This is a genomic window from Nonomuraea sp. NPDC051191, assembly GCF_044455665.1.
GTDB lineage: Bacteria > Actinomycetota > Actinomycetes > Streptosporangiales > Streptosporangiaceae > Nonomuraea.
The window spans coordinates 26,697-52,548 of the sequence record NZ_JBITEZ010000010.1 but is presented as its reverse complement, the minus strand read 5'-3'; the positions used below and the strand labels follow the sequence as shown (position 1 = coordinate 52,548).

The following is a 25,852-nucleotide window of genomic DNA, read 5'->3' as shown; positions in this document are numbered from 1 at the left end:
TTTCATACCCGAACGATCTTAAACAAGCTAGCTCTTGAACCAGCTCGTTTGGCACCTTACGATCCCTCCACAATCCGCAGAGAGGTCGCCCATGATCCCCATGAGGGCACGCGCCGTCCCGCTCGCCGTCCTGCTCGCCTTCCCGCTGTCGGTCGCCGGGTGCGGCCTGTCCGACGAGCCGCCGTCCGCCTCGTCCGGCGGCGCCGGGAACGTCATCAAGGTGGGCGGCGTCAGCTCGCTGAGCGGCGCGGTCACCTTCCCCGACTCCTCGGCCGCGGCCAAGGCCGTCTTCGACCGGGTCAACGAGCAGGGCGGCGTGAACGGCCACAAGATCGAGTACGTCAGCGCCGACGACAAGGGCGACCCGGCCGCCGCCGCCCAGGCCGCCAGGGACGTCGTCACCAACCAGGGCGTCGTGGCGCTGGCCGGCTCGGCCAGCCTGCTCGACTGCGCCGTGAACGCCCCCTTCTACCAGCAGTCGGGGATCGTCTCCGTCCAGGGCACCGGCGTCGACCCGACCTGCTTCGAGTCCCCGGCGGTCTCCCCGGTGAACACCGGCCCGTACCTCAACATGGCGATCAACCTCTACTACGCCTCCGAGGTCCTCAAACGGGACAAGGTCTGCATGTTCCTGGCGATCCTCGGCAACACCAACGACGCCTACGGCGGGGCCGTGAAGAGCTGGACCGCCCTGACCGGCAAGAAGCTCACCCTGGACGACCGCACGGTCAAGCCGGACTCCGACCCCACGCCGTTCGTGCTGCGGGCCCGGCGGGAGGGCTGCCAGGCGGTCCTGTACAACGGCACCGAGCCGATGGCGATCGCCTGGATGAAGGTCGTCAAGCAGCAGGACGTCACCGGCATCGACTGGCTGATGACCACCGCGCCCTACACCGAGGCCGTCGCCAAGGCCCTCGGCCCCGACGGGGACGGCATGTACGCCAACGCCGAGTTCGAGCCGTTCACCGAGGCGGACTCGCCCGCGCTGAAGGACTGGCGCGAGCTGATGACCGCGAAGAACGTGCCGCTCACCTCCTTCGGGCAGGGCGGCTACCTGGCGGCCACCTACTTCGTGGACACGCTGAGGACGATCAAGGGGCCGATCACCCGGGAGTCGGTGGCGGCGGCGTTCAGGGCGCTCAAGCCCGTCCAGACCCCGATGACCGGCACCCCGTACGAGTTCGGGCAGGCCGCCCGGCACTTCTCCAACCGGGCCGGGAAGATCGTCCGGCTCAAGGACGGCGCCTGGCACGTGGTCACGCCCGAGTGGGTGCGCTACCCCGGGACGCTCGGCTGATGTTCCAGGGCCTGGTCTCCGGGCTGGCCGCGGGCGGCACGTTCGCCGCCCTCGGCCTCCTGCTCACCGCCATGTACCGGCTGACCGCGACGGTGAACCTGGCCGTCGCCGCGACCGGCGTGGCCGGGGTGTACGTGATGGCCGCGCTCGCCGGGACGGGGTGGCCGTACTGGGCGGCGGCCCTGGCCGGGGTGGCGGCCGGGGCACTGGTGTCGGCCGGGTGCGGCCTGGTGATGACGCGGTGGTTCGCCGAGAGCGGGCCGCAGACCCGTACGGCGGTGTCGATCGCGCAGCTCATCGGGATCATCGCGCTGGCCTACATCGCCTTCGGCGACGAGCCGCGGGTGCTGCCGAACCCGGCCGCGGGCCGCGTCGCCACGCTGGCCGGGGTCGTGGTGACGCAGGGGGCGGTCGTGCTGCTCGCCCTGGCCGTCGTGATCGGCGCGGGCACCTCGCTGCTGCTCACCCGGACGCCGCTGGGCCTGCGCCTGCGTGCCATGGCCGAGCGGCCGGTCACCACCGAGCTGCTGGGCATCGGCACCCGCGCGCTCACCGTGACCGTGTGGGCCCTGGCCGGCGCGCTGTCGTCGCTGGTGCTGCTGGTGGTGGCGCCTGTGCGGTCGAGCGACATCCTGTCGCTGAGCATGCTCATCGTGCCCGCCTGCGCGGCGGCGCTGCTGGGCGGGCTGCGGCGGCTGGCCGGGGCGCTGGCCGGCGGGCTCGCGCTCGGGCTGCTGGAGGGGGTGCTCGCGGGGTCGGCGGTGGTGCAGCAGTACCGGGACGTGGTGCCGTTCGCGGCCATCCTGCTGATCCTGATGTGGAGCCGGCGCAGGGAGGTGTGGGATGCGTCGCGCTGACGGGCCGGTGGCGCGGCGGACGGTCGCGGGCGTCCCGCTGGACGGGCCGGTGGCGCGGTGGGCGGTCGCGGGCGTCCTGGCGGCGGCGGCCGCCTACGGTCTCGCCGCCGGGCTGCCGGCGTACTGGGTGTTCCTGGCGATGTCGGCGGTCATCTCCGGGGTGCTGCTGCAGAGCCTCGGGGTGGTGGCCGGGCAGGCCGGGATGGTCTCCCTGTGCCAGATGGCCTTCGCCGCCATCGGCGCCTGGACCACCGCCCAGCTCAACGTCTGGGGCGTCCCCGGCGGCCTGTACGTCTGGCTGCCGCTCGCGGGCCTGGCCGCCGTGCCGTTCGGGCTGCTCATCGGCCTGCCCGCGCTGCGGCTGCGCGGCGTGCACCTGGCGATCATCACGCTGGGCTTCGCCGCGACCGTGGACGTCGTCATGGCCGCCAACTCCTTCCCCGGCGTGAGCCAGGGCGTCGTGGTGGGCCGTCCGGCGGGGCTGACCTCGGACCGCCAGTACTTCCTGCTGTGCTGCGGCGTCTTCGCGCTGGTGGCGGTGGCGCTGGCGCTGGTGCGGCGGACCCGGCTCGGGGCGTCGTGGCGGGCGCTGAAGGAGTCGGAACGGGCCACGGCGGCGGCCGGGACCAGCGTGCCCGGCGCCAAGTTGAGCGCCTTCGCGGTGAGCGCGTTCATCGCGGGCGTGTCCGGGGCGTTGCTGGCCGGGCAGCTCGCCATGGTGGTGTCGCGCAACTTCGACCCCGGGCAGTCGCTGGTGGCCTACGCGGTGGCCGTGATGGCGGGCGCCCACCACGCGGAGGGCGCGCTCGTCGGCGGGGCGCTGGGCGTGCTGGTGAGCGAGCTGCTGCGGCGGCTCGGCGTACCGCAGCAGTGGGCGAACGTCGTGTTCGCGGTGGGCGCGGTGCAGGCGATGACGCAGGGGTCGGGCATGAGCGACGGCCTCCGCGCCGCCCTGCGCGCCCGCCGCGCCCGCCGCTCCGACGCCCGTCACGCCGACACCGGATCGGGCGTGTCCGCGGTGGCCGGACCCGAGGCTCCGGCCCTCGCCGCGGACGGGCGGCGCGCGGCGCTGCGGATCGAGCGGGTGAGCGTGCGGTACGGCCAGGTCGTCGCCGTGGACGACGTCGGCCTCACCGTGCTCGCCGGCGAGGTGCACGGGCTGGTCGGCCCGAACGGCGCGGGCAAGTCGTCCCTGGTCGACGCGATCAGCGGGTTCGTCCCCGCCGGAGGCGGCCTGGTCGAGGTCGGCGGCGTCGCCGTCGCGGGCGCCCGGGGCGGCGCGGCGGTCCACCGGCGCGCCAGGGCCGGGCTGCGCCGCACGTTCCAGCAGGACCGGGTGCCGGTGGGCCTGTCGGTGCGCGAGTACCTGCGGTTCGCCGCGCGCCGCGCGCTGAGCGACGCCGAGCTGGAGGAGGGCCTGGCCGGGCTGGTGACGGCCGCGCCCGGCGACCCGATCGCCGCGCTCGACGTGGGCGCCAGGCGGCTGCTCGAAGTGGCCGGCACGCTGCTGGCCCGTCCGGCGATCGCGGTGCTGGACGAGCCCGCCGCCGGCCTCGGCCACGCCGAGAGCGAACGGCTGGGCACCTGGCTGCGCCGGGTCCCCGCCCGGTACAGCGCCGCCGTCCTGCTCATCGAGCACGACCTGGACCTGGTCCGGGCGGCGTGCACGGGCGTGACCGTGCTGGACTTCGGCCGCGTCGTCGCCCAGGGCCCGCCCGCCGAGGTGTTCGCCGAGCCCCGCGTCCTGCGGGCCTACCTGGGCGAGGAGCCCGCCGCGTGAGCGGGCGGACGGGAGGCGACCCCATGGATCTGGTGCTGCGCGACGTGACCGTGGCCAGAGGCGGCCGGCCGGTGGTCAGGGACGTGACGCTGACCGCCGCGCGGGGGCAGGTCACCGTCCTGCTCGGCCCGAACGGCGCGGGCAAGACGACGCTGCTCGAAGCGGTCTCGGGCGTGGTGCCGGTCGCCGGGGGCGAGATCGTCCTGGGCGGGGCCGCGCTGACCGGCCGGCCGCGCACCCACCGGGCCAGGCACGGCCTGGCGCACGTGGAGCAGGGCCGCGCCGTGTTCGGCACGCTCACCACCCGCGAGAACCTGTCCCTGGCCGGCGACCCCCGGCGCGGCCTGGGGCTGTTCCCCGAGCTGGAACGGCGGCTCGACGTGCGGGCCGGGCTGCTGTCCGGCGGCGAGCAGCAGATGCTCGTCCTGGCCAGGGCCATCGGGACCGGTCCCGTGGCGCTGCTGCTCGACGAGATGTCGCTCGGCCTGGCGCCGGGCGTCGTCCGCCGGCTGCTGCCGGTGATCCGGCGGCTGGCCGACGACGGTTGCGCGGTGCTGCTGGTCGAGCAGTTCGCGCACGCGGCCCTGGCCCTGGCCGACAGCGCGTACGTGCTGTCCCACGGCACGATCACCTACGGCGGCGACCCCACGCCGCTGCGCGAGTCGGATGCCGCGCTCAAGCGCGCCTACCTTGGAGACGATTCATGACTGACGCCGATCTTCTGCTGGTCAACGGGCGGGTGCTCACGATGGACCCGGCGCGGCCGTACGCGACGGGCGTGGCGGTGCGCGACGGCGTGATCGCGCACGTCGGCGACGCCGCCGGCTGGACCGCGGCCGAGGTCGTGGACCTGCGGGGCCGCGTCCTGCTGCCCGGGATCAACGATTCCCACCTGCACGCCTGCGGCTACGGCCTGACCCGCCCGCCGTTCTGCCTGGACGTGGCGGTGGGGTCGATCGCCGAGGTGCGGGACCGGGTCGCCGCCGCGGTGCGCGCCGCAGGGCCCGGCGAGTGGGTGCGCGGGATCGGCTGGAACCCCGGCCGGCTGGCCGAGGGCCGCCTGCCCTCGAAGGCGGACCTGGACGACGTCGCCCCCCACCATCCCATCCTCCTCCAGGACTTCTCCGGCCACACGACGTGGACGAACTCCGCCGCGCTGCGCCTGGCCGGGCTGCCCGAGGACGGCGACGGCCTGCTGCACCACGGGGACCAGGGCGTCGTCCAGCGCCTGGTGCCCCCTCCGCCGGGCGGCCTGACCCGGGTGCTGCGCGAGGTGGTGGCCGAGCTGAACCGGGCCGGGATCACCAGCTTCACCGAGCCGGGCCTCGGGCCGGGTGGCGGGGAGGCGTTCGCGGGCGGCATGGGGCCGGGGGTGCTGGGCGCGTACGGGGAGCTGGCGCGGGCGGGCGGGCTGACCGCGCGGGTGAGCGTCCTGGGCCTGCCGAGCCCGATGTCGGGCGCCTCGGTCGCCGACACCGCCGCCTACCTCGACCGCCTGCCGGACGACCTGGACGGCGTGGACGAGCGGCTGGTCCGGCTGCTGGGCGTGAAGGTGTTCGCCGACGGGATCCCGCCGTCGGAGACGGCCTGGATGCGGGAGGCGTACCCGTCGGGCGGGCACGGCTCGCTGTGCACGCACGGCGGCACGGACGCCGAGCGGGTCGCCGAGCTGGACGAGATCCTGCGCCTGGTGCACGTCGCCGGCCTCCAGGCGGGCGTGCACGTGGTGGGCAGCCGGGGCATCGACGCCGTGGCGGACGCGCTGGCCGCGATCTCCCGCGAGCACCCGAGGGCCGACCCCCGCCACTACGTGATCCACGGCCAGTTCGCCTCCAAGCAGGCGCTGGCCACGCTCGGCGAGCTGGGCTACGGCATCAACCTGCAGCCGGTGCTCCAGCGCGTCGAGTCGGGCACCACGCGCGAGCTGTTCGGCGCGCGGGCGGCCGAGCGGGAGTGGCCGGCGCGCTCGGCGCTCGACGCGGGCGTGCTGACCGCGTGCAGCTCCGACGCCCCGGTGACCGCGCCGGACTGGCGGGCGGGCGTGGCGGCGCTGGTCGACCGCGACGGCGAGGGCATCTCGCTGGAGGAGGCCCTGGCCACCTATACGATCGCCGGAGCACGGCAGGACTTCGCCGAGGGCTGGAAGGGCACGCTCACCCCGGGCAAGGTCGCCGACCTGTGCCTCAGCGCGGCGACGGCGGACGAGGACGTCGTGGCGGCCCCGGTGGACCTGACGGTGTTCGGCGGCCGGGTCGTTTGGGCCCGTTCGTGAATCGCCAGCGCGAAGATTGTTAGGTACCGAATATACTTTCGTGCCATGACGGGACACCACACGCTGCGCCAGACCGAGGAGGCCATCGGCCAGCGGCTGGGCGACCTCAACATCGACTTCGAGGCCATGTGGGCGGTGTCCAACGTCTACCGCGCCTCCTCGGCCATCCGCAACCACCTGGAGCAGACCGTCCTGCGCGACACCGGCCTGACCTGGACGGGGTTCGTGGTGATGTGGGTGGTGTGGATCTGGGGCGAGAGCGAGACCCGCCACGTCGCCGCCGAGGCGGGCATCTCCAAGGGCACCCTCACGGGCGTGGTCAAGACCCTGGAGTCCTACCGCCACCTGCGGCGCTACCCGCATCCCACGGACGGCCGCCGGGTCATGCTGGCGCTCACCGCCACCGGCGAGCGGCTGATGCGCGAGCTGTTCCCGGAGTTCAACCGGCAGGAGGCGTTCGTGGTCAAGGAGCTCGACAGCGATCAGCGGCGCGAGCTGGCCGCCTCGCTCAAGCGCGTCATGGAGCACCTGGAGAGCATCTGACCGGCAGCTCCTTGATGCCGTTGACGAAGTTCGAGCGTATCCTGCGCACCTCGCCGGCGAGCTCGATCGACGACAGGCGCGGCAGCAGCTCCTCGAACAGCACCCGGATCTCCAGCCTGGCCAGCGCGCCGCCGAGGCAGTAGTGCGGGCCTCCCCTGCCGAACGTCAGGTGCTCGTCGGCGTCCCTGCCCACGTCGAACCGGTACGGGTCGGGGAAGACGCGCTCGTCCCTGTTGCCCGAGGCGTACCACATGACGACCTTGTCGCCGGCGGCGACGCGGCGGCCGTTCAGGGTGACGTCGCGGGTCGCGGTACGGCGGAAGTGGTAGACGGGTGAGGCCCAGCGCAGGAACTCGTCCACGGCTCGCGGCATCAGCGCCGGGTCGGCGCGCAGGCGGTCGAGCTGGGCGGGGTGCTCCATGAGGGCGAGCATGGTGTGCGAGATGGCGTGCCGGGTGGTCTCGTTCCCGGCCACGACCAGCAGCAGGAAGTAGTTGTCGAAGTCGCGGTCCGACAGCGGCAGGCCGTCCGCGGGGGCCTGGTTGACGAGCCGGCTGACCAGGTCCGTGCCGTCGCCGCCGCGCCGGCGGGCGGCCAGCTCCCGGCCGTACTCGAAGACCTCCAGGGAGGCGGGGCTGCGGAAGGGCAGGTCCTTGTACTTCTCGCTCTCGCGCAGCCGGTCCGGGTCGGTGTTCTCGATGATCTGGTTGCCCCAGTCGATGAGCCGCTGGGTGTCGGGAACGTCGAGCATGCGGGCCAGCACGTTGATCGGGAAGTCGGCGGCGACCTCCTTGACGAAGTCGAACTCGCCCTTGGGCAGGGCGGCGTCCAGGGTCGTGGCGGTCAGGCCGCGCAGGAAGACCTCGTAGCCGGCCACCGCCCTGGCCGAGAAGTCGCGCAGCAGCAGCCGCCGCAGCGCGTGGTGGCGGGGGCCGTCGGTCTCCAGCATGGAACGCCGGATCGCGGCCTGCCGCTCGTCCACCTCCTCCAGGTTGGTGAAGCCTTCGGAGGTGAACGTCTCCGGGTCGCGGCCGACGGCCACGATGTCGGCGTGCCGGGTGACCGCCCAGAAGCCCTTGCCGTGCCCGTGCTCGTCCTGCCAGTGGACGGGTGACCGCTCGCGCAGCACGTCGAACATCCGCCACGGGGTCACGCCGTCGGTGAACCTGCCGGGGTCCGCGAGATCGACGTCGGCCAGGCGCATGGACTCTCCTCATCGGTCGTTCGGCATCAAACATTACGTATGCGGGTTGGGGGCGACAAGTGTTCTCGTCGTTCGTATGGCCCCTAATGACGGGCCGCGCGTCAGGCGGTCGTCCTGAATCGGGACCGGCGGCGTGGTTACAGTGATCGGGTGACCACCGACGAGCACGGCCTGGCCATGACCGGCGCGAGCGCCGCCGCCGCCCGCCACTACGACCGGGCGATCGACGAGCTGCTGCACTTCCGGGCCGAGGTCGACGCCGAGGCGACCGCCGCGCTGGCCGACTCCCCAGGCTTCCCCATGGGCAACGTCCTGGCCGCCTACCTCGACCTGCTGACCACCGAGGCGGCGGACGCCCGTAGCGCGCGCACCCGGTTCGACGCCTTCCGCCGCCAGGCCGACGAGTCGTCGCTGCTGCCCCGCGAGCGCGCGCACCTGGCGGCCGTCCAGGCGCTGCTCGACGGCGACCTGACCGCCTGCGGCGCGCTGCTGGCCGAGATCACCGTCGCCCACCCGCGCGACGCGCTGGCCCTGGCCGCCGGGCACCAGATCGACTTCTTCACCGGCGACGCCCGCTCGCTGCGCGACCGGGTCGGCGGCGCGCTCACCGCCTGGCACGACGACGACCGGCACTACGGCCACCTGCTCGGCATGTACGCCTTCGGCCTGGAGGAGGCCGGCCACTACGACCGCTCCGAGGAGGTCGGCCTGCGGGCCGTCGAGCTGAACCGGCGCGACGTGTGGGGCATCCACGCGGTCGTGCACACCTACGAGATGCAGGGCCGCTTCGGCGAGGGCGTGCGCTACCTCGACGCCCGCCTGGACGACTGGTCCACCGGCACGTTCTTCAACGTCCACACCTGGTGGCACTACGCCCTCTACGCCCTGGAGACCGGCGACACGTCTCGGGCGCTCGGGGTGTACGACGCGGCGCTGGCCGGCGGGCGCACGTCCATGGAGCTGCTGGACGCCGCCGCGCTGCTCTGGCGGCTCCTACTGGAGGGGTCCGACCAGCCCGGACGCTGGCGGGCCCTGGCCGACGCGTGGCCGCCGCTGGTGGCCGAGCCGTTCTACGCCTTCAACGACGTGCACGCGGTCATGGCGTACGTGGGGGCCGGGCGGATCGGGGAGGCGGAGAAGCTGGTCGCCTCGCGGGAGGCGTACGCGCTGGAGTCCCGTCCCGGGGTCACCAACGTCGCGATGACGTCGCGGGTGGGGTTGCCGGTGTGCCGGGCCCTGGTGGCGTACGGGCGGGGCGACTTCGGGGCCGTCGTCGACCTGCTGTACCCGATCCGGCACCGGGTCAACGAGTTCGGCGGCAGCCACGCCCAGCGGGACGCCGTGCAGAAGACGCTGCTGGAGGCGGCGCTGCGGGGCGGGCGGCACGAGGTGGCGCGGGCGCTGGTGAGCGAGCGGATCGGCGTACGGCCGTGCAGCCCGTTCAACTGGCTCAAGCAGGCCGCGCTGGCCGACGCCCTGGGCGACCGCGCCACGGCCGCCGCCGCCCGCCGACGCGCCACGACCTTGACCACCACCGCCTGACGCGCCCGTCCCCCGCCCCGTCCCCCGCCCCGTCCATCGTCCGCCGTCGCCGCGCACGCGGGGGCCGAAGTGTCGGGCGCGCCGAGTAGGGTTCCCTTCATGGATCGGGAACTCACCTTGATGGTCGTCCACGCCCACCCCGACGACGAGTGCCTGAGCACCGGCGGCATCCTCGCCCGCTACACCGACGAGGGCATCCGCACCGTGCTGGTCACCTGCACCAACGGCGAGCAGGGTGACGACGCGGGCGGCGTCAAACCGGGCGAGGAGGGTCACGACGCCGCCAGGGTGGCCGAGAAGCGCCTGGGCGAGCTGCGCGAGTCCGTCGCGCACCTGGGCATCGACCACGTGGAGCTGCTCGGCTACCGCGACTCCGGCATGGACGGCTGGGACACCAACCATCACCCCAACGCGTTCGCCAACGTCCCGGTCGAGGTGGCCGCCGCCAAGCTGGGCGAGCTGATGGAGCGCTACCGCCCGCAGGTGGTCATCACCTACGACGAGACCGGCGGCGGCGGTTACGGCCACCCCGACCACGTGCAGGCCCACCGCATCACGGTGGCCGCCGTCGAGGCGACCGGCATCCCCGACAAGTTCTACTACACGGCGATCCCCAGGGCCGCGATCAAGCGCATGTTCGAGCTGATGCGCGACAGCGGCGTCGACCTGGGCGGCTTCGAGCCGTCCGACGACTTCGGCACCCCCGACGAGCAGGTCACCGCGGTCGTCGACGTCACCCCCTACGTCGAACGCAAGCTCAAGGCCCTCCAGGCCCACGAGAGCCAGGGCGAGAACATCTTCCTCCTCCGCATGCCCGAGGAGGCCCAGCACCAGGCGTTCTCCCACGAGGCCTTCGAGCGGAAGCTGAACAAGGTCGACGCCCCCGCCCACGAGGAAGACCTCTTCACCGGCCTCCGCCCCTGACCCGTCACCGCGGCAACGCCCCACCGGGTTGCTAGAGGCCCGCGATGTCGATGGCCCGGTCGAGGTGTGTCTCGGTCTGGCCGGGCCAGAAGCGTTCGCAGGTGAGGTAGTCCAGTGGGTCCCGGCGCCCGTCCGTCAGGAATTCGCGGGCCGCACGGGGATGGTTGGCCAGGGCGGCCATGACGGCTGCCATGGGGTCCCGTTCGTCCAGGGGGATGGCGCACATCGGCAGCGAGTCCGGACGAAGGTTCCGCCAGTACGGAGACCCGGGCGGCTGGCTTCGTTCATGGTCGTAGACCTTGAAGGCCAGGTCGCGCAGGAATGTGTCGGCGAAACGCCCGTACCGCAACAACTGCCCGAGCGCGAAACCGGTTTCCGGGTCGTCGAGGTTTTCGAGCAGGCGGTGGGCGTAAGGGGTCGAGATCCTGGCCGCGCAGGGGGCGCGGGAGGCGGTGCCGAGCAGCGTGCTCAGCGCTCTGGCCAGCCGGTCGAGGCTGGTGGACTGGATGGCATGCGCGCGGCGCAGACCGGCCAGAAGGCTTTTGAGCTGCCGTGGCGGCATCACGGAGGCGAACGCCACGGCGAAGTCGGGATCATTCCGGCGCTTTTCGAGTTCGGCCAGATCGTGGGAATCGATGGCGCCCTTCTTCCCCTTCGCTCCGCAGAACGACTGGACGAAGGAATCGTAACCACAAGGATGATCGGGCAGCGCTGGCCCCAAATTTCCTGATAAAGACGAAAAATCGGGTAGCCAATCTCCTCTACACACGCTCTCTCCGTACAAATCACCCGCCAGCGACGCACATCACGAAGAGATAACATTAGCGAGCCCTCGGACGGACACGAAAAAACCACATGACCGACCGGAATCCCCACCCCGGGGCATCCGCCGAGGCGAGCCCCCTGAATGGCCCTCCCGCCAGGGTCAACGGCAGAACAGGACAAGCGTGATGGAATCGGTCCCATGACCATCGAGTACATCCCCGTCTCCGGCGGCGGCAGCCTGTGGGCCGAGAAGACCGGCGGCGGAGCCCCCATGGTCCTGCTGCACGGCTCCGTGCACGACAGCCGCCTCTGGGACGGCGTTCTCCCCGCACTCGCGCGCCACCACACCGTGATCCGGTACGACGCGCGGGGCCTGGGCCGTTCGACGCCGCCGACCGCGCCGTTCCGCTACGAGGACGACCTGCTCGCGGTGCTCGACCACTTCGGCATCGAGCGCACCGCGCTGGTCGGGCTGAGCATGGGCGGCGAGGTCGCGCTCGACTTCACCTTGGAGCACCCGGAACGGGTGCGCTCCCTGGTCCTGGTCGCGGCGTCGGCCAGTGGCCACGACTGGCCGGACTCTCCGGAGATGGACGCCTACATGGCGGCGGACCGCGGGAACGACGCCGGCCGCCTGGCCGAGACGGAGCTGACGGTGTGGGCCTCGCTGGGTGACCGGGCGCCGGGATGGGCGGCGATCGAGGGCATGGTCACCGAGAACGCCAAGGTGCGGGTGGCCTCGGAGAAGGACCACGTCCGCTTCTCCGAGGTGGGCGCCGTCGAGCTGCTTGAGCGGGTCGCGGTGCCCACCACCGTCGTCGTCGGCGATCACGACCATCCGGAGATCGACGTGATCGCCCGCCGGCTCGCCGAGGGCATTCCCGGCGCGCGCCTGGAGATCGTCGCCGCGGCCGATCACTATCTGCCGCTGCGTGCGCCGGAACGGCTCACGGAGATCATCATCCGGCGCTGAAGGAGCAGGCGGCTATATTCCTTGACAGGCATATACCTTCAGCGGAATATAGAGGCATGTCCGTCGACGCGTTCTCCGTGCTCTCCGAGCCGACCCGGCGTCGCATCCTCGATCGGCTCCGGGTGTCCGAGAGCAGCGTGAACGAGCTGGTCGAGGCGCTCGACGTCAGCCAGCCCACGGTGTCCAAGCAGCTGAAGGTGCTCAGGGAGGCGGGTTTCGTCACCTGCCGCACCGCGGCGCAGCGGCGGATCTACCGCATCCACGCGGGCCCCCTGCGGGCGCTGGACGACTGGCTTCAGCCGTACCGGGCCCTGTGGGACGGGCATCTCGACGCTCTTGAGCGGCATCTCGACAACCTGGAGCAGTGATGACCTCTGACGTGTACCGCCCGAGCCCGCCGGCCCAGGTCGGCGGCGAGGCGACGGGAGATCGCTGGACCCTCGTCTTCGTCCGCGACCTGCGTCACCCGCCGGAGAAGGTGTGGCGGGCGCTGACCGAGCCGGGGCAGCTCTCCGCCTGGGCCCCGTACACCGCCGGCCGGGATCTGTCCGAGACGGGCGGCGTGACGCTCACGATGATCGACGACGAGAACCCCCTGGACATGGCGGCCGAGGTCGTCCGCGCCGAGCCGCCGACGCTGCTGGAGCACACGTTCGGCACCGACCTGCTGCGCTGGGAGCTGGCGGCGACCGGCGGCGGCACCCGTCTGACGTTGCGGCACACCGTCCAGGACCGCGACATGCTGCCGAAGGCGGCGGCCGGCTGGCACATCTGCCTCGACGTGGCCGAGAAGCTGCTCGACGGGCGGCCGATCCCGCCGATCCGGGGCGCCGCGGCGGTCGACTTCGGCTGGTCGGAGCTGAACGACCGGTACGCGCGAAGGCTCGGCGTCCCGGACACCGGCCTGCCCCGCCACCTGAAGGACGGGAACGGCACCGCCTGACGCGAGCCCAGGACGGAGGGTGAGTGCGGGCGTGATCGCGGGCTGCGATGATGAGCTCCCATTCGGAGACGTCGATGCCGCCTCGGGCGTACGACATCGGCGGCGCGCGCCAGGAAGGCAGGCTCGATGATCGCTGTTCTGGGCGAGTGCGTCGCCGACGGCTTCACCGCCTCCGAGGGCGCGGCCGGGCGGGGCGAGCTGGGGTTGCGGGTGCTGCCGGGAGGCGGCCCGGCCAACACGGCGGTGGCGCTGGCCCGGCTCGGCACGCCGGCCCGTTTCCTCGGGCGCATCTCCGGCGACGTGTTCGGGACGCTGTTCCGTGAGCGTCTGGCGTCCTCGGGCGTGGACCTGTCGGCGGCCGTCGAGGCCGCCGAGCCGAGCACGCTCTCGGTCGCCGCGCTCGACCGCGACGGCCGGGCCGCCTACACCTTCTACGCGGGCGGCACCGCCGACTGGCAGTGGAGCCCGGACGAGCTGGCCCCGGCCAGGCTCGGCCCGGCCGCCTGCCTGCACACCGGGTCGCTGGCGCTGGTCAGGGAGCCGGGCCGGGCGGCGGTCGAGGAGTTCGCGCGCGAGGCCGCCGCGCGGGCCACGGTCTCGATCGACCCCAACGTGCGTCCCACCCTCGCCGCCCGCGAGGACTACCGGGTCGAACGCTGGTGCGGGTGGGCCGACGTGCTCAAGCTCAGCGACGACGACCTGCGCTTCCTGCTGCCCGGCGCGTCGGTGGAACGGGCCTGCGACACCTGGCACGCGGCCGGCGCCCGGCTCGTGGTGGTGACGCGCGGAGCGGCGGGGGCGCTGGTGTCCCTCGACGGGGAACGGGCGGAGGTGCCCGCGCCGGAGGTCGACGTCGTCGACACGGTCGGCGCGGGCGACTCCTTCACCGCCGGGCTCCTGCATGATCTGGGCGCGCGCGGCCTGCTCGGCGGGCGGCTCGACGGCCTCGACCTGGACACGGCCGTGGCCGCCGCGTCGTTCGCGGCCCGGGTGTCGGCGCTGACGTGCTCGGTGGCGGGCGCGAACCCGCCCTGGGCACACGCGCTGACCGGCCCCTGACGGGGCCCGGGTCAGGAAAGAGGGATCGTGGTGGTGGGGACGTTGTAGCCGCGTACCCGTACCGACGGCTGGTGGCCGGTGAGGTCGGACGTCCGGTACGTGGCGGTGATCGTCGTGGACTCCCCCGGCCACAGCGTGACGTAGTTGTCGGTGTAGGTGACCGGGACGACCTCGCGCCCGTCCGCGACCACCTCCGGGCGTACGAGGAAGGCCAGGCCGGAGGGGTTGGTCAGGGTGATCGTGACGGTCTCGGTCCCGGCGGAGACGGCGCGGACGGCGGTGGCCGTGACATTGGCCGTGGGCAGGGCGTTCAGGCCGGTGAGGTCGGCGTACGTCTTCGGCGTGGTGCGGTACCAGTTGCTCTTGTTGCCGAGCGTGTCGGGCGAGGTGGAGTACCAGTAGACGTTGTCGCTGACCTTCGCGCCGGCCGCGTCCTTGAGCTGGAGCCTGATCAGGTACGTCCCTGACAGCCCGGTCAGCGCCGGGACGGTCAGGACCTGGACGCCGGCGTTGGCGGTCGCGGTGACCGGCGCCGAGGCCGTGTACTTCTGGGCCAGGTCCGGCAGGTTGTGCACGGAGACCGTGGCGGTCAGCCCGGACCTGGTGGCGAGGGTGGAGTTGACCACGTGGACGGCCCGGGTGAGGTAGTCGTAGGCGATGTGCACGGGCTCGGTGGCCTTCTTGGTCCCGAAGTAGCCGCCGCCGGGCTTGAGGTAGTAGTCGTAGAGGTTCCAGTGGACCGACGGCCAGGCGTTGTTCAGCATCCAGAAGATCGAGCCGAACGAGCGGACGTGCTGCCTGGCGCTCCACGCCTCGAAGAAGGCGCGGGCGTTCTCGTAGTTCTGCGCCTCGGACTTGCGCGACTGGTCGGCGGCGGAGGTCGGGGTGCCGTAACGCTTGGTCAGGCCGGTGGTGTAGGGGGCGACGGTGTCGAACACGCTGCCCGGCTTGCCGGCGTGGTAGTTGTACGCCGTGCCGATGGGCCAGATGTCGGCGGGCGCCAGGAACCGCTGGAGGGTCTCCAGGGGCGGCGGCGCCTCGGTGCCCTCCTCCCCCGTGCTGCCGAACGCGCCGCCGCTGCGGCTCTCGTCCCACCACAGCACCGGCGGCTCCCACACGTACGGGCCGTCCATCTTCATGCCGGCGTCGGCGTTGGACCAGGTGGCGACGTTGTCCAGGGTCGGGTTCTGCCAGTGCAGGGCGGCGGCCACGCCTTTGTACGCCGCCAGGTGCGCGGCCGTCGGCGGCTGGTCGCTGCCGTAGGTCCACAGGAACACCGACGCGTGGTGGCGCAGCGAGCGCAGCTGGCTGTCCAGCGACGCGCGGGCGACCTGCTCCTGCTCGGCGGTCCAGGCGCTGTCGTCCTCCCAGGCGCTGCAGCAGACGAAGCCCGGCATGACCAGGATGCCCGCCTTGTCGGCCAGGTCGTACAGTTCCTCGTTTCCGAGGGTGCCCTCCAACCTGATGGTGTTCAGGCCCATGTCCTTGACGTAGTTGATGTGGGCGGCGTTCGTCCTGGTGTCCCAGCGCTGCATCAGGTCCCACACATACCCGCCGCCGCGCAGCAGGATCGGCCGGCCGTTGATCTTGTATCCGGCGAACGAGGTGCCGTTGACGGTGGTGCGGTAGTCGGTGACCTGGCGGATGCCGAAGTCGATCGACTTGCTGTCGGAGGCGCCCGCGGCGACCGTCAGCCGGTACAGCTCGGGGCTGCCGAACTGGTAGGGCCACCACAGCACCGGATCGCTCACGTGGAGGGGCGCGAAGGCGACCTCCTTGCGCTCGCGGGCGGCCAGCGTGACGTCCTGGGAGAAGGTGAGGTCGGGCCGGCCCGCCTTGGTGATCGTGCCGCTGACCGTGGTGGTGACGGGGGCGTTCGTGGCGTTGACGGCGTCCACGTAGACGTTCAGGTCGGCGGCGGTGCCCGACAGGGTCGTGCGCACGTACGGGTCGCGCAGGGCCACCGGGCCCGTGGTGTCCAGCAGGGTCGTGTTCCAGATGCCCGCGTTCATGTCGGGGGCCTCGGGGTTCCAGTCGACCGTGCAGGCGGACAGGTCCTTGCAGTCGTGGCGCGGCGGGGTGACCCGGACGGCCAGCGCGTTGGCCGCGCCGGGCCTGATCGCGGCGGTCGCGTCGTACTCGTGGCCGACGAACGTGCCCACCGCCGCGGCGTCGAGCTGCACGCCGTTCAGCCAGATCTGGGCGCGGTAGCTGAGGCCCTTGAACCGCAGCCAGTAGACCTGCCCGGGGGCCGTGGCCGGGGCGGTGAACTCGCCGCGGAACCACCAGTCCTGGGTGGTCAGGTCGGGCACGTTCTTGAGGTTCTGGCCGAAGTAGACATCCTGGTAGACGCCGTTGGCGACCAGGCCGGCCAGGACGGTCGAGGGCAGGGTGACCGGGTTCCAGCCGGTGGTGGCGTACCCGGGCGTGGAGATCGCCGCGCCGGTGTCGGCGAGGCCGGTGGCCGGGCGCAGCGCCCAGCCCGAGGCCAGCTCGGTCGAACCGGCCGCCGCGACGGCGCTGCCGGCGCTCACCACCCCCGAGGCGAGCAGCAGGACGAGCACGGCGAGGACGCATCTGATCGATCGTGACATGCGCAGCTCCTGAGGGGGCTCCTACGAACCGGAGGGCCAGGCGATCTGGGTGGAGCGGTAGTAGGCGATCCCCATGACGCGCCAGCGCGGGCCCTGCGCGCCCAGCCGCTGCCGGAACGCGGTCCAGTCGTGCGTGGCGTCCGGGGACCAGGCCAGCTCGGCGAGCGCGGGCAGGCGGGGGAAGGCCATGTACTCAAGGTCGGCCGACGTCCTGAGCGTCTCGGTCCACAGCGGCGCCTCGACGCCGAGCACCTGCTCGGGCGGCAGCCTCCGGAGGTAGGCGCCGGGGTTCCAGCCGTAGGCGTCCTTGACCTCGATCAGGCCCGCCCAGGTCTGCCCGAGCGGGGTGCGCCGGTTGTACTTCATGTCCAGGTACGCACGACTGGCCGGGGACATGACGACCTTCCGGCCGGCCGTCGAGACCGCCGTCTCGGTGGGGTCGCTGCCCCAGTACTGGACGACCGTGGAGGGCAGCGGGGTGGCGTTGACGACGTCGTGCCAGCCGATCACGGTCTTGCCGTGGGCGGCCACGATGCCCTGCGCCCGGTCGACGAACGCCTTGTAGTCGGCGGGCGTCGTGGAGGACGCCTCGTCCCCGCCGATGTGCAGGTACGGGCCGGGGGTGAGCGCGGCCAGCTCGCCGACCACCTGGTCGAGGAAGGTGTAGGTGATCTCCTTGGACGTGCACAGCGTGCTGAACCCGACCTCGGTGCCGGTGTAGAGCGGCGGGGCGACGCCGTCGCAGGTCAGCTCGCCGTAGGAGGCGAGAGCGGCATTGGTGTGCCCCGGCGTGTCGATTTCCGGAACGATGGTGATATTTCGGGCGGCGGCGTAGGCGACGATCTCCTGGTACTGGGCCTTGGTGTAGAAGCCGCCGGGATCGCCCCCGACCGCCGTGCCGCCGCCGTAGGAGGCCAGCCGGGGCCAGGAGTCGATCGCGATGCGCCAGCCCTGGTCGTCGGACAGGTGCAGGTGCAAGTAGTTGATCTTGTAGAGCGCGATCTGGTCGAGGTAACGCTCGACCGCGTCCACCGGGAAGAAGTGCCTGGCCACGTCGAGCATCGCGCCCCGGTACGGGTAGCGCGGCCGGTCCACGACCCGCCCGCCCGGCACCGGCCACGGCCCCGGCTGCACGGTGGCGGCCTCGGCCGCGTACGGGAGCAGCTGCCGGAGCGTCTGCACCCCGTTGAACAGCCCGGCGGCCCGGTTGGCCAGCACGACGATCCCGGTGGCGGTCACGTCGAGCTGGTACGCCTCGTCCCCGCCGGCCACCGTGCCCAGCCGCAGCGCGATCCCGTCCGCCGGCGGGGCGGACACGGTCGGGACGGGGTAGCCGGTGGACCGGCGCAACCGCCCCGCGAGCTGCTCGCCCAGCTCGGGCACGTCGGAGTACAGGGCCGTCGCGGCGGTGATCGGGTACGTCACCCCCGCCGCCGGGACCGCGCTCACCGGGGCGGGCACGATCGTCCCGAAGGCGACGGCGGCCGCCGCCGTCGCGCTGGGCGAGACGGTTACCGACGCCGAGACCGAAGTGGCGAGCAGGGTCGTCAGCACGACCGCAGCGGTGCGGATCTTCATGACCGCCTCCCGAGGGTTGCCCCCACCATACGGACGCGTCCCCTGGTAGTAAAGAACCTTTCTAATCAAAGGTCTCGGTGGGGACCGTCCGGTAGCCGTTCCACACGAAGCGGGCCGTGGTCACGGCGTCGTCGCCGTCGCCGGTGATGAGCTGGTGGATGGCGATGCCGTCAAGCTCGCGGTATTCGCACCACTCGTGGTCGGAGGTGAGCACGAGGTCGAGGCCGAGGTTCACCAGCAGGTCGAAGACCTGGCCGCGGTTGGTCCGGTCGACGCCCACGAACACCTCGTCCAGCAGGATGAACCGGGGGCAGCCGGGGTCGGTCCGGTAGTGGGCGGCCACGGCGGCGAACAGCGGCAGGTGCAGGGCGATGGCCTTCTCGCCGCCGGACAGGGCGCCGTGCAGCTTCCTGGTCAGGTCCTGCCAGCCCTGGCCGTCGCCGCGGTCGAGGCGCACCACGAACCGGTGCCAGGCCGTGTAGTCGAGCACCTTCATGAGCTGGTCCTCCCAGCCGGCCGAGGAGTCGTCGGCGCGGGCCTCCTCGACGCGGTCCCTGAAGAAGGCGTACAGGGCCTCGCGGTCGGCCTCGCCCAGCCCGGCCGGGTCGCGCAGCAGCAGGTCGCGGGCCGCGCGGGTGGCCGGCGACTGGGTGGGGTCGACCTGCCAGACCAGGCGCACCGCGACCCGCGAGGCCGTGCGAACGCGTTCGAGCCGCTGGTTCATGCCCTCGACCAGCGCGGCGGCCTGGCGGATGCGGTCAGCCAGGTGCCGCCGCGTGTCACCGGCCAGCGTGCGGTCGAACAGGTCGCGCTCGGCCTCGGTGATGTCGCCGCGCCGATCGTCGCGCTCGTCGCGCAGCGCCCTGTCGAGCGCCGCCGCGCCCGCCCGCACGCCGCCGGCGGTGGCGGTCAGCACCTGGGCGTCCTCGTCGGGGACCAGCTCCAGCTCGGCCCGGCCGGCCAGGACCTCCCTGGCGTGGTGGAAGGCGTCCCGCAGGCGCGCCTCGGCCTCCCTGACGTCGCGCCGCTCGTACGGCACCGCCGCCAGCCGCCCGGCCACGTCCCCGGCGGCCTCCAGCACCGCCCGCACCCCGGCGTCGGGGGCGAGCCCGGCCGGCACTCCGGCGTCGGCGGGCAGGTGGCCGGTCATCAGGCGGCGGAAGCGCGCGCAGACCGCCTCGCGGGCGCGTCCGGCCTCCGCGTGCTTCTCCTCGGCCCGGCCGAGCTCGCCCTTGAGCCGTCCGAGGCGGGCGTTGAGCCGGGCCGTGTCGTCGTGGACCGTCCGGATGAGGCGGCGGCAGCCCTGGTAGGCGGTCTGGACGTCCTGGAGCCGGCCGAGCACGTCCAGGTCCCCCGCGCCCGCCGTGGACTCGACGATGGCCAGCTTCTCGGCCAGCACCACGGCCGCGTCGGCCGCCTCCTCGGCCCGTTCCATCGCGCGCACGGCGAGGTCCTGGTACTCGCGGGCGGTCTCGGCCGCCTGCCCGGCGCGTTCCCTGGCCGCGCGCGCGTCGCCGCGCCGGTCGTGCCAGACGCCGCCGGTGGACTCGGCGGCGCGCAGGGCCGCCTCCAGCTGGTCGAGCGCGGGCCGGGCGGCGGGCAGGGCGTGCCGGGCGGCCAGTTCGGTCAGCCGGCGCAGCGACCTGGCCGCCTCCTTCTCGCGCTCGTGCAGGCGCCGCTCGTGCGCGCGCAGCTGGTCCTCCAGCAGGGCGACCTTGCCCACGGCCTCGTCGAGGGCCCGCGCGGCCCCGGCGTACGGCCCGCGGTCCGGCCGCCGCCGCAGCTCGGCCGCGAGCGTGTCGCGGTCGCCGGCCAGCACCCTGAACAGGTGGTCGCACTCGGCGATCGTGCCGGCCAGGTCGGACAGCCGGTCGTCCAGCTCGGCGACGCGGCGGCGCAGGGCGCGCTCGCGGGCGGCGTCGCCGATGTAGGAGGGCTCCGGCTTGACCCAGCGCCCGGCGGCCGGGCCGAGCCGCCAGGTGCCGTCGGCGCCGACGGCCGCGGGGTGGTCGAGGCCGAGCGCCGTGGGGGCGAAGGCGACGCCCGCGAGCACCCGGCCGGCCGAGACGGGCGCGCCCGGCTCCGCCGACAGCACGTCGGCCAGGCTCTGGCCGGGCGCGGGCCGGGCCAGCGCGGAGGCGGCGAAGGCGTCGTGCTCGCCGGGATCCATGCCGCCGTCGGGCAGCAGCCACACGTCGAGCAGGCCCGAGGCTTCGAGCGCCGCCTCGACGCCCGCCTGGGTGACGGGGTCGACGCCGGACCGGAAGGCCAGCGCCCGCCACAGCGGCATGCCGGGCCGTCCCGACCGGGAGGCGGGGCGGGCGGGCGAGGGGGGCGGCTCCAGCGCGGTCAGCTCGGCCAGGCGTTCGCGTTCGCGGGCCGGCTCGGCGCGTTCGGCGTGCAGCCGGTCGCGCAGGCCGGTCAGGTGGTGCTCGCGGGCGGCCAGCCGGACCTCGGCCGCCGTACGGGCCGCGCCGACCAGCTCGTCGGCCTGCTCCGGCCGGTCGGCGAGGGCCGCCAGCTCCTCGGGGTCGAGCCGGAGCTGGACGCAGCCGCGGGCCCACTCCTCCAGGGCGGCGGCCAGGTCGCGGGCGCGCTCGTCGCGGGTGGCGCCGGCCAGGTCGTGGGCAGCGCTCGCCGCCGCCAGGTCGTCGCGGGCGCGGTCGCGGTCGTGCTCGGCGGTGGTGCGGCGGCCGATCGCCTCCTCGTGCTCGACGGCCGCCACGCTGACCTCGCGGATCTGGCCGGCGCGGCTGGTGACGGCGGCGCGCAGCAGCTCACGGGCGCGGCGTACGGCCTCCTCGCCGTCGTCGCCCCGCTCCCCCTCCGCCAGGACGCCGCCGCCCTGGGGCTCGGGGACCGGGCGCTCGCACTCCAGGTGGACCGCGAGCAGCCCGGCGCGTTCGGCGGCCCGGCGGGCCTCGGCGCGGGAGCGGTCGGCCAGGCCGGTGGCGGCGCGGGCGACGGCCGCCGCGCGCAGCGACAGCTCCTGCCTGCCCGACGCGGCGCGGGCCGCCGCCCCGGCCTGGTCGCGCAGCCGGGCCGCCGACTCGTGCGCCTCCTGCGCCTGCGTGCGCAGCCGGTGCAGGTCGCGCCCCGCCCGGTACGCCTCGCTCTCCTTGAGCCCGTCGATCTGCGCGGCCAGGGCCAGCTCCTGGGCCTCCTCCTCCGACAGCCGGACGGCGGCGGCGGCCAGCTCGTCGTCGGCCTGCCGCAGCGCCTCGCGTCCGGCCTTGGCCTCGGCGGCGAGGGCGTCGACGGCCTGCCCGGCGGACAGGGCCGCGGCGGCGGCCGCCCGCAGCACCTTCTGGGCGTAGCCGCGCTGGACGCCGGCGAGCCGGTCGGCCTCCTCCACGTCGCGGTCGAGCAGGCGCAGCTCCTCGCGCCGCCGGTCGAGCCGCTCGAACCCGTCGGCGATCTCGTGGAGCTCGCCCTCGCCGAGCGGCGGCAGGGCGCTGGACAGCAGGTCGGACAGCAGGCCGGGGTCGAGGCGTTCGGAGAGCTTGGGGGTGCGCAGCTGGCGCAGCGCGGTGAGCAGGCAGTCGTAGCGCTGCTCGTTGAGCCCGGCGTAGAGCGTGTGGCGGACGACGGCGCGGTAGACCTCGGCGGACTCGTGGACCGTTCCCGTCTCGCCCAGCTCGTCGGTGAGCTGGGCCCTGGTCAGCGGCTGGCCGCCGTCGCCGGTGAGCCGGACGCCGCCGGGCAGGCCGACGCGGGAGCCGGTGGTGAAGTAGGCGGCGGTGACGTTCTTGGTGTGGGCGGTGGCCTGGAGGCGCGCGCCGCAGGTGAACCAGCGGCCGTCGGAGTGCTGGAACTCCAGCCACACGTAGCCGACGCGGGTGACGCCGTTCGCGCCGTCGCCCATGAGGTTCCAGTGCATGGTCCGCTCGGTGCCGCCGAACGTGGACAGCCTGCTGGGCTTGAGGCTGGCGTCCAGCACGTACGGCAGCAGCAGTTCGAGCACCTTGGACTTGCCGCTGCCGTTGGGCCCGCGCAGCAGCAGCCTGCCCCGGTGGAACTCGAACACCTCGTCGTAGTAGCGCCACACGTTGAGGATCCCGGCGCGTACGGGGATCCAGCGCCGTTCCGTGCCCGGGGCGGTGCGCGCGGGCGTGGGCTCGGTGAGGGTCATGCGTCCTCCGTGTCGGCCGGGCCGCGATCGACCCGGTAGCGGGCTCCGGCGGGCAGGGCGGCCACCCGGTCGCCGGTACGGCGGGCCAGCCCGAACAGCGCGAGAACCTCCAGCGCGTCGGCCGCCAGCCGGGCCGCGCCCCCCTCCGACCGGTACGCCTTGGCCCAGTGGGGGAAGCGCCGCAGCAGCTCGGCGGCCTCCTCGTCGAGCCGGGCGGCGGCCAGCGGCCCGGCGGTGACCAGCAGGTCGAGCAGGAGCAGGGCGGCGACCTTGGCGTGGCTGCCGTCGTCGGGGAACCGCGTGTCGGTGGCGGTGGCCTCGGTGTCGACCAGCAGGAAGCCCTCGGCGCGCTCCTCCAGCACGAACCCGGCCTCCTCGGCGGCCCTGCGGATCATCCGGCGGCCGGTGGGCGAGGCGGCGTAGGCGGCCTGGGCCGGGGTCAGCTCGTCGCGGTAGACGACGGGCTCGTCCAGCAGGCGGCGGACGAGGGAGTGGCGGACCCACAGGGCACGCTGGGTCTCCGTGGGCTCGTCACCGCCGTAACGGACCTCAAGGGTGAGAGCGGTCGTGTCCGCCCCGGGCATGCGGGAGGGCGGGACGGGGGCGGCGAGGAGCCTGATCACGCGGGTGGTGTCCACGCGGTAGAGCACCTTGGCCTCCTCGTCGCCGAGGTAGGCGTCGGTCGCGCCGTCCGTGGGGGTGATCGCGCCGTGCTGTTCGAGCAGCTTGAGCGCGTCGACGAAGGCGGCCCGCTCGTCGGCGCCGACGGGGTCGAACGCCGGCACGCCCGCCTCGACCGCCGCCGCCCGCGCCACCCGCCTGGCCAGCATGCCGATCGTGGTGACCGGCGCGGCGAGCAGCTCGGCCGCGCACAGGCACAGCAGCGTGTAGCGGCGGCGGTCGAACGGCGCCCCGCCCGCGCGGCGTCGGCGGGCCGGACGGGTGGCCGTCGGCCGCGACCCGACCTTGACCAGGCGGGCGTAGCCCTCGCGGGGCTCGACGACCAGCCGCCAGCCGCAGAAGTAGTCGAACCACCGGGTCAGCGGCTCCCGCCGTTTCCTGATCACCGCGAAGGCGGCGGGCTCGTCGTCCGCCGACAGGAACGGCCGGGCCAGGAGGGTCCTGATCGCGCGGGCGATCTCCTCCTTCTCCGCCCTGACGAGCTGGTTGGCCAGGCGGCTCATGCCCCTTCCGCCCTCCCGTGGCCGGGTACGCCCGGGGAGCGCACGTCGAGCAGGTAGTCGGGGCCGCGGAACCAGCCCTCGGACGTGCGCAGCACCGCGACCGCGCCGTCGCCGGGGGCCCGCAGCACGACCTCGACCCGGCCGTCGGAGGTGACGGCCCGGCGCAGGCCGGTGGCGTCGGGGCGGGCGGCCAGGGCGCGGCCCAGCAGGTCGAGCAGCCTGCCCAGGGTGTCGTGGTCGAGCGCGCCGAGCTGGGACAGGCGTACCGAGCCGGTGGTGGCCAGCGCCTGCCATGCCGCCTCCAGCCCGGCGTGCTCCTTCTCGGCGCGGGCGCGGCGCTCGGCGCGCAGGGCGGCCACGTCCCGGACCCGCCCGGTGCGGCCCATGCGCTCGGTCCTGCCCCGCGAGCGCAGCAGCGCCGAGACCGCCACCGGCCCGGCCTCCGCCCACGGTGTCCCGGCCGGGACGAGCTCGGCGTCGGCGTGCCCGAGATGGGCGTGCCGGGACGGGCCGAGGCCGAAGGCGGCGTCCCAGAGCCGGTGGGCGTCGTCCTCGCCCGGCGCGGTGGCGAACCAGCGGGCCAGCGCGCGGAAGTCGGCGGCGGCGCCGGAGGAGGGGAGCCGGGCGGCGGTGACGCGGTCGAGCAGCCCGAGCAGGGTGGCGATGGCCTCACTGGCCACGTCGTGCAACCGCCGCAGCCGGGGCCCGACGCCACTCCCCGCGCCGCTCTCAGGGGTGCCCGGGGCGGTCGGGTCGAACCATTGGCGCAGGTCGGCCCAGGCGGCGGCGCGGGCGGCCAGCCAGGGGGTGGCCAGGTCGGCGCCGGGGACCCGGGGCAGGTCGGCGCCGGCCAGCGCGCGGGTGTGCAGGACGCCGACACCGCGCCCGGCCACGCCGCGCAGCGCCCGCGCCACGGTCTCGCCGCGCTGCTCCAGCCCGGTCACCAACTCCTGGAGGTAGGCCACCGTGGCCGCCTGGGCCTCGTGGAACGTGCCAAGGTCGGCGCCGTCGGCGCGCAGCAGCCCGCGCAGCTCGCCGTTGAGCCGAACGGTGTCCCGGCGCAGCCCGTCGAGGTGGCACTCCAGCTCCCGCAGGCAGGTGAAGATCCGCCGGTCCCGGCCGGGGTCAGGGTCGGCCAGCAGCGCCTCCAGCTCCTCCAGCCGGTCGGCGACGGCGTCGAGCACGGCGGTGTGGAAGGCTCCCGCCGAGGCCGGCGCCGACGACGCCTGCCGCAGCCCGGCGTGGGCGGCCTCGCCCTGGGCGGTCAGCGCGTACCGCAGGTTCCGGCGTTCGTACTCCTCGGCGGTCGCGAACGCGCCGGCGTGGTCGAAGACCACCTCGACCAGCCCCCAGCCGGCGAGCTGCCCGAGCGCGCCGGTGAGGTCGTGGTCGCCGACGGGGGCGTACCAGCCGCGGACGCGCAGGCGGTCGCGGACCTCGTCGGCGGTCGGCGCGGGCTCCAGGTTCTCGGCCGCCGTGCCGAGGACGTCGAGGAGGGCCGTGTGCAGATCCGCCCGTTCCGTGGTGGCGAACCGGAACAACTCCGGCGGCACTCGTGGCAGCTCCGTCATCGCGCCGTTCTCCCCTCTCGCCACGGTTTCACCGGAGCCACCGTAGCTGGAGAGACGGGCCCCGCGAGGGCCTGTTTGCGAGCGGATGCCACGGGTATGGTCGCCGCGTTCGGCTGCCGGCGGCAGGCGGCGCGGTCCGCGCCCGGTACGGCGGCATTCGGGGGGAACGGGGGCCTGTGATGGCGGAGTTCGAGGCGACGCGCGGGATGCCGGCCGACAGCATGATCGTGTTCGGGGTGGCGTCCGACGTCGAGCTGATGGACCGGTGGCTGCCTCGGGGGCTGTGGGTCAACGACAGCGGGGCCGGCACCGTCGAGGCGGGCGGCGACCTGGTCCCCGGCAGCGGGCGGCACGAAGGGCTGTTCCGCGCCCAGGAGGACCAGCTCCGGGTGGAGTGGGGCGGCCGTGACCACCCCGACTACGCGGGCTGGCTGCAGGTGAGCGATTCGGCGGCCGGCACGAGCGAGGTGACCGTCCACCTGTCGCTGCTCGACGAGCCCGGCACGAGCGCCAGGTCCGACGAGGTGCGCGAGCTGCTCGGCCGCTCGCTCGACCGGCTGGCCGACGAGGTGACCCGCCGCGTCTCCGAGGGCGGCTGAACGGCGGGCTCCTCCAAGGGCGGGGGCGGGCCCGC

At 74.0% G+C, this 25,852-nt stretch carries 20 protein-coding genes; 13 read left to right on the top strand and 7 right to left on the bottom strand.

The features are described 5' to 3' along the window. The first annotated feature begins 91 nt into the window (after positions 1-91). The 6 genes from ACIA8R_RS27890 to ACIA8R_RS27865 are packed head-to-tail and all read left to right on the top strand — an operon-like array spanning position 92 to position 6,749. Entirely contained in the window at positions 92-1,297 is a 1,206-nt protein-coding gene (locus tag ACIA8R_RS27890) for an ABC transporter substrate-binding protein (RefSeq protein WP_397041193.1), read from the top strand. Beyond that, positions 1,297-2,154 (top strand): branched-chain amino acid ABC transporter permease, encoded by an 858-nt coding sequence (locus tag ACIA8R_RS27885; protein WP_397041192.1) that lies wholly within the window; start codon positions 1,297-1,299, stop codon positions 2,152-2,154. The genes ACIA8R_RS27890 and ACIA8R_RS27885 overlap by 1 nt, the downstream gene beginning before the upstream one ends. Next, positions 2,141-3,934, top strand: a complete 1,794-nt coding sequence (locus ACIA8R_RS27880; RefSeq protein ID WP_397041190.1) for an ATP-binding cassette domain-containing protein — start codon at positions 2,141-2,143, stop codon at positions 3,932-3,934. The genes ACIA8R_RS27885 and ACIA8R_RS27880 overlap by 14 nt, the downstream gene beginning before the upstream one ends. Then, on the top strand, positions 3,931-4,641 hold the full coding sequence (locus tag ACIA8R_RS27875; RefSeq protein ID WP_364102518.1) for an ABC transporter ATP-binding protein: 711 nt from the start codon (positions 3,931-3,933) through the stop codon (positions 4,639-4,641). The genes ACIA8R_RS27880 and ACIA8R_RS27875 overlap by 4 nt, the downstream gene beginning before the upstream one ends. After that, a complete protein-coding gene (locus tag ACIA8R_RS27870) occupies positions 4,638-6,206 on the top strand; it encodes an amidohydrolase (RefSeq protein ID WP_397041189.1) in 1,569 nt (522 codons plus the stop codon). Before ACIA8R_RS27875 ends, ACIA8R_RS27870 begins: the two co-directional genes overlap by 4 nt. A gap of 45 nt (positions 6,207-6,251) precedes the next feature. Further along, a complete protein-coding gene (locus tag ACIA8R_RS27865; RefSeq protein WP_397041187.1) occupies positions 6,252-6,749 on the top strand; it encodes a MarR family winged helix-turn-helix transcriptional regulator in 498 nt (165 codons plus the stop codon). On the opposite strand, the gene ACIA8R_RS27860 is transcribed toward ACIA8R_RS27865, so the two are convergent. Further along, positions 6,724-7,953 carry a cytochrome P450 gene (locus ACIA8R_RS27860; RefSeq protein WP_397041186.1) on the bottom strand — a complete coding sequence of 410 codons (1,230 nt, stop codon included), beginning with the start codon at positions 7,951-7,953 and terminating at the stop codon, positions 6,724-6,726. The genes ACIA8R_RS27865 and ACIA8R_RS27860 overlap by 26 nt on opposite strands. Positions 7,954-8,103: 150 nt before the next feature. Here ACIA8R_RS27860 and ACIA8R_RS27855 point away from each other — a divergent pair, with 150 nt between their 5' ends. Continuing rightward, complete coding sequence (locus ACIA8R_RS27855) at positions 8,104-9,495, top strand: tetratricopeptide repeat protein (RefSeq protein ID WP_397041184.1); 1,392 nt, start codon at positions 8,104-8,106, stop codon at positions 9,493-9,495. 99 nt (positions 9,496-9,594) lie between these two features. Next, positions 9,595-10,419, top strand: a complete 825-nt coding sequence (locus tag ACIA8R_RS27850; protein ID WP_364102505.1) for a PIG-L family deacetylase — start codon at positions 9,595-9,597, stop codon at positions 10,417-10,419. 31 nt (positions 10,420-10,450) lie between these two features. Here the strand turns inward: ACIA8R_RS27850 and ACIA8R_RS27845 are convergent, their stop codons facing one another. Next, the gene (locus ACIA8R_RS27845) at positions 10,451-11,140 is read right to left on the bottom strand and encodes a hypothetical protein (protein WP_357707554.1); all 690 of its coding nucleotides are present in this window, start codon (positions 11,138-11,140) and stop codon (positions 10,451-10,453) included. A 243-nt stretch (positions 11,141-11,383) separates the two neighbouring features. Here ACIA8R_RS27845 and ACIA8R_RS27840 point away from each other — a divergent pair, with 243 nt between their 5' ends. The 4 genes from ACIA8R_RS27840 (at position 11,384) to ACIA8R_RS27825 (ending at position 14,159) form a co-directional block, all read left to right on the top strand. Then, entirely contained in the window at positions 11,384-12,157 is a 774-nt protein-coding gene (locus ACIA8R_RS27840; RefSeq protein ID WP_397041183.1) for an alpha/beta fold hydrolase, read from the top strand. A 56-nt stretch (positions 12,158-12,213) separates the two neighbouring features. Beyond that, a complete protein-coding gene (locus tag ACIA8R_RS27835) occupies positions 12,214-12,525 on the top strand; it encodes a metalloregulator ArsR/SmtB family transcription factor (protein ID WP_357707549.1) in 312 nt (103 codons plus the stop codon). Next, on the top strand, positions 12,525-13,100 hold the full coding sequence (locus tag ACIA8R_RS27830; protein ID WP_397041181.1) for an SRPBCC family protein: 576 nt from the start codon (positions 12,525-12,527) through the stop codon (positions 13,098-13,100). Before ACIA8R_RS27835 ends, ACIA8R_RS27830 begins: the two co-directional genes overlap by 1 nt. 126 nt (positions 13,101-13,226) lie before the next feature. After that, on the top strand, positions 13,227-14,159 hold the full coding sequence (locus ACIA8R_RS27825) for a carbohydrate kinase (RefSeq protein ID WP_397041180.1): 933 nt from the start codon (positions 13,227-13,229) through the stop codon (positions 14,157-14,159). Between the two features lie 11 nt (positions 14,160-14,170). On the opposite strand, the gene ACIA8R_RS27820 is transcribed toward ACIA8R_RS27825, so the two are convergent. From ACIA8R_RS27820 to ACIA8R_RS27800, 5 genes are all read right to left on the bottom strand, one after another. Further along, on the bottom strand, positions 14,171-16,753 hold the full coding sequence (locus ACIA8R_RS27820; protein ID WP_397041178.1) for a glycosyl hydrolase 2 galactose-binding domain-containing protein: 2,583 nt from the start codon (positions 16,751-16,753) through the stop codon (positions 14,171-14,173). A gap of 21 nt (positions 16,754-16,774) precedes the next feature. Beyond that, positions 16,775-18,331, bottom strand: coding sequence for a beta-N-acetylhexosaminidase (locus tag ACIA8R_RS27815; RefSeq protein WP_397041176.1), 1,557 nt, complete (start codon positions 18,329-18,331; stop codon positions 16,775-16,777). A 61-nt stretch (positions 18,332-18,392) separates the two neighbouring features. Further along, positions 18,393-22,463: a TIGR02680 family protein gene (locus ACIA8R_RS27810; RefSeq protein WP_397041175.1), complete on the bottom strand. Its 4,071-nt coding sequence runs from the start codon at positions 22,461-22,463 to the stop codon at positions 18,393-18,395. Further along, positions 22,460-23,647: a TIGR02678 family protein gene (locus ACIA8R_RS27805; RefSeq protein ID WP_397041173.1), complete on the bottom strand. Its 1,188-nt coding sequence runs from the start codon at positions 23,645-23,647 to the stop codon at positions 22,460-22,462. Before ACIA8R_RS27805 ends, ACIA8R_RS27810 begins: the two co-directional genes overlap by 4 nt. After that, positions 23,644-25,218, bottom strand: coding sequence for a TIGR02677 family protein (locus ACIA8R_RS27800; protein ID WP_397041172.1), 1,575 nt, complete (start codon positions 25,216-25,218; stop codon positions 23,644-23,646). The genes ACIA8R_RS27805 and ACIA8R_RS27800 overlap by 4 nt, the downstream gene beginning before the upstream one ends. A 179-nt stretch (positions 25,219-25,397) precedes the next feature. Between ACIA8R_RS27800 and ACIA8R_RS27795 the strand changes: the two genes are divergently transcribed. After that, on the top strand, positions 25,398-25,817 hold the full coding sequence (locus ACIA8R_RS27795) for an SRPBCC family protein (protein WP_357707529.1): 420 nt from the start codon (positions 25,398-25,400) through the stop codon (positions 25,815-25,817). Positions 25,818-25,852 lie beyond the last annotated feature (35 nt).

Bases quoted from the DNA above. Each gene is read 5' to 3' on its own strand.
- ACIA8R_RS27890 (WP_397041193.1), top strand. From the start codon at position 92: ATGATCCCCATGAGGGCACGCGCCGTCCCGCTCGCCGTCCTGCTCGCC.
- ACIA8R_RS27885 (WP_397041192.1), top strand. From the start codon at position 1,297: ATGTTCCAGGGCCTGGTCTCCGGGCTGGCCGCGGGCGGCACGTTCGCC.
- ACIA8R_RS27880 (WP_397041190.1), top strand. From the start codon at position 2,141: ATGCGTCGCGCTGACGGGCCGGTGGCGCGGCGGACGGTCGCGGGCGTC.
- ACIA8R_RS27870 (WP_397041189.1), top strand. From the start codon at position 4,638: ATGACTGACGCCGATCTTCTGCTGGTCAACGGGCGGGTGCTCACGATG.
- ACIA8R_RS27865 (WP_397041187.1), top strand. From the start codon at position 6,252: ATGACGGGACACCACACGCTGCGCCAGACCGAGGAGGCCATCGGCCAG.
- ACIA8R_RS27860 (WP_397041186.1), bottom strand. From the start codon at position 7,953: ATGCGCCTGGCCGACGTCGATCTCGCGGACCCCGGCAGGTTCACCGAC.
- ACIA8R_RS27850 (WP_364102505.1), top strand. From the start codon at position 9,595: ATGGATCGGGAACTCACCTTGATGGTCGTCCACGCCCACCCCGACGAC.
- ACIA8R_RS27840 (WP_397041183.1), top strand. From the start codon at position 11,384: ATGACCATCGAGTACATCCCCGTCTCCGGCGGCGGCAGCCTGTGGGCC.
- ACIA8R_RS27835 (WP_357707549.1), top strand. From the start codon at position 12,214: ATGTCCGTCGACGCGTTCTCCGTGCTCTCCGAGCCGACCCGGCGTCGC.
- ACIA8R_RS27830 (WP_397041181.1), top strand. From the start codon at position 12,525: ATGACCTCTGACGTGTACCGCCCGAGCCCGCCGGCCCAGGTCGGCGGC.
- ACIA8R_RS27825 (WP_397041180.1), top strand. From the start codon at position 13,227: ATGATCGCTGTTCTGGGCGAGTGCGTCGCCGACGGCTTCACCGCCTCC.
- ACIA8R_RS27820 (WP_397041178.1), bottom strand. From the start codon at position 16,753: ATGTCACGATCGATCAGATGCGTCCTCGCCGTGCTCGTCCTGCTGCTC.
- ACIA8R_RS27815 (WP_397041176.1), bottom strand. From the start codon at position 18,331: ATGAAGATCCGCACCGCTGCGGTCGTGCTGACGACCCTGCTCGCCACT.
- ACIA8R_RS27810 (WP_397041175.1), bottom strand. From the start codon at position 22,463: ATGACCCTCACCGAGCCCACGCCCGCGCGCACCGCCCCGGGCACGGAA.
- ACIA8R_RS27805 (WP_397041173.1), bottom strand. From the start codon at position 23,647: ATGAGCCGCCTGGCCAACCAGCTCGTCAGGGCGGAGAAGGAGGAGATC.
- ACIA8R_RS27800 (WP_397041172.1), bottom strand. From the start codon at position 25,218: ATGACGGAGCTGCCACGAGTGCCGCCGGAGTTGTTCCGGTTCGCCACC.
- ACIA8R_RS27795 (WP_357707529.1), top strand. From the start codon at position 25,398: ATGGCGGAGTTCGAGGCGACGCGCGGGATGCCGGCCGACAGCATGATC.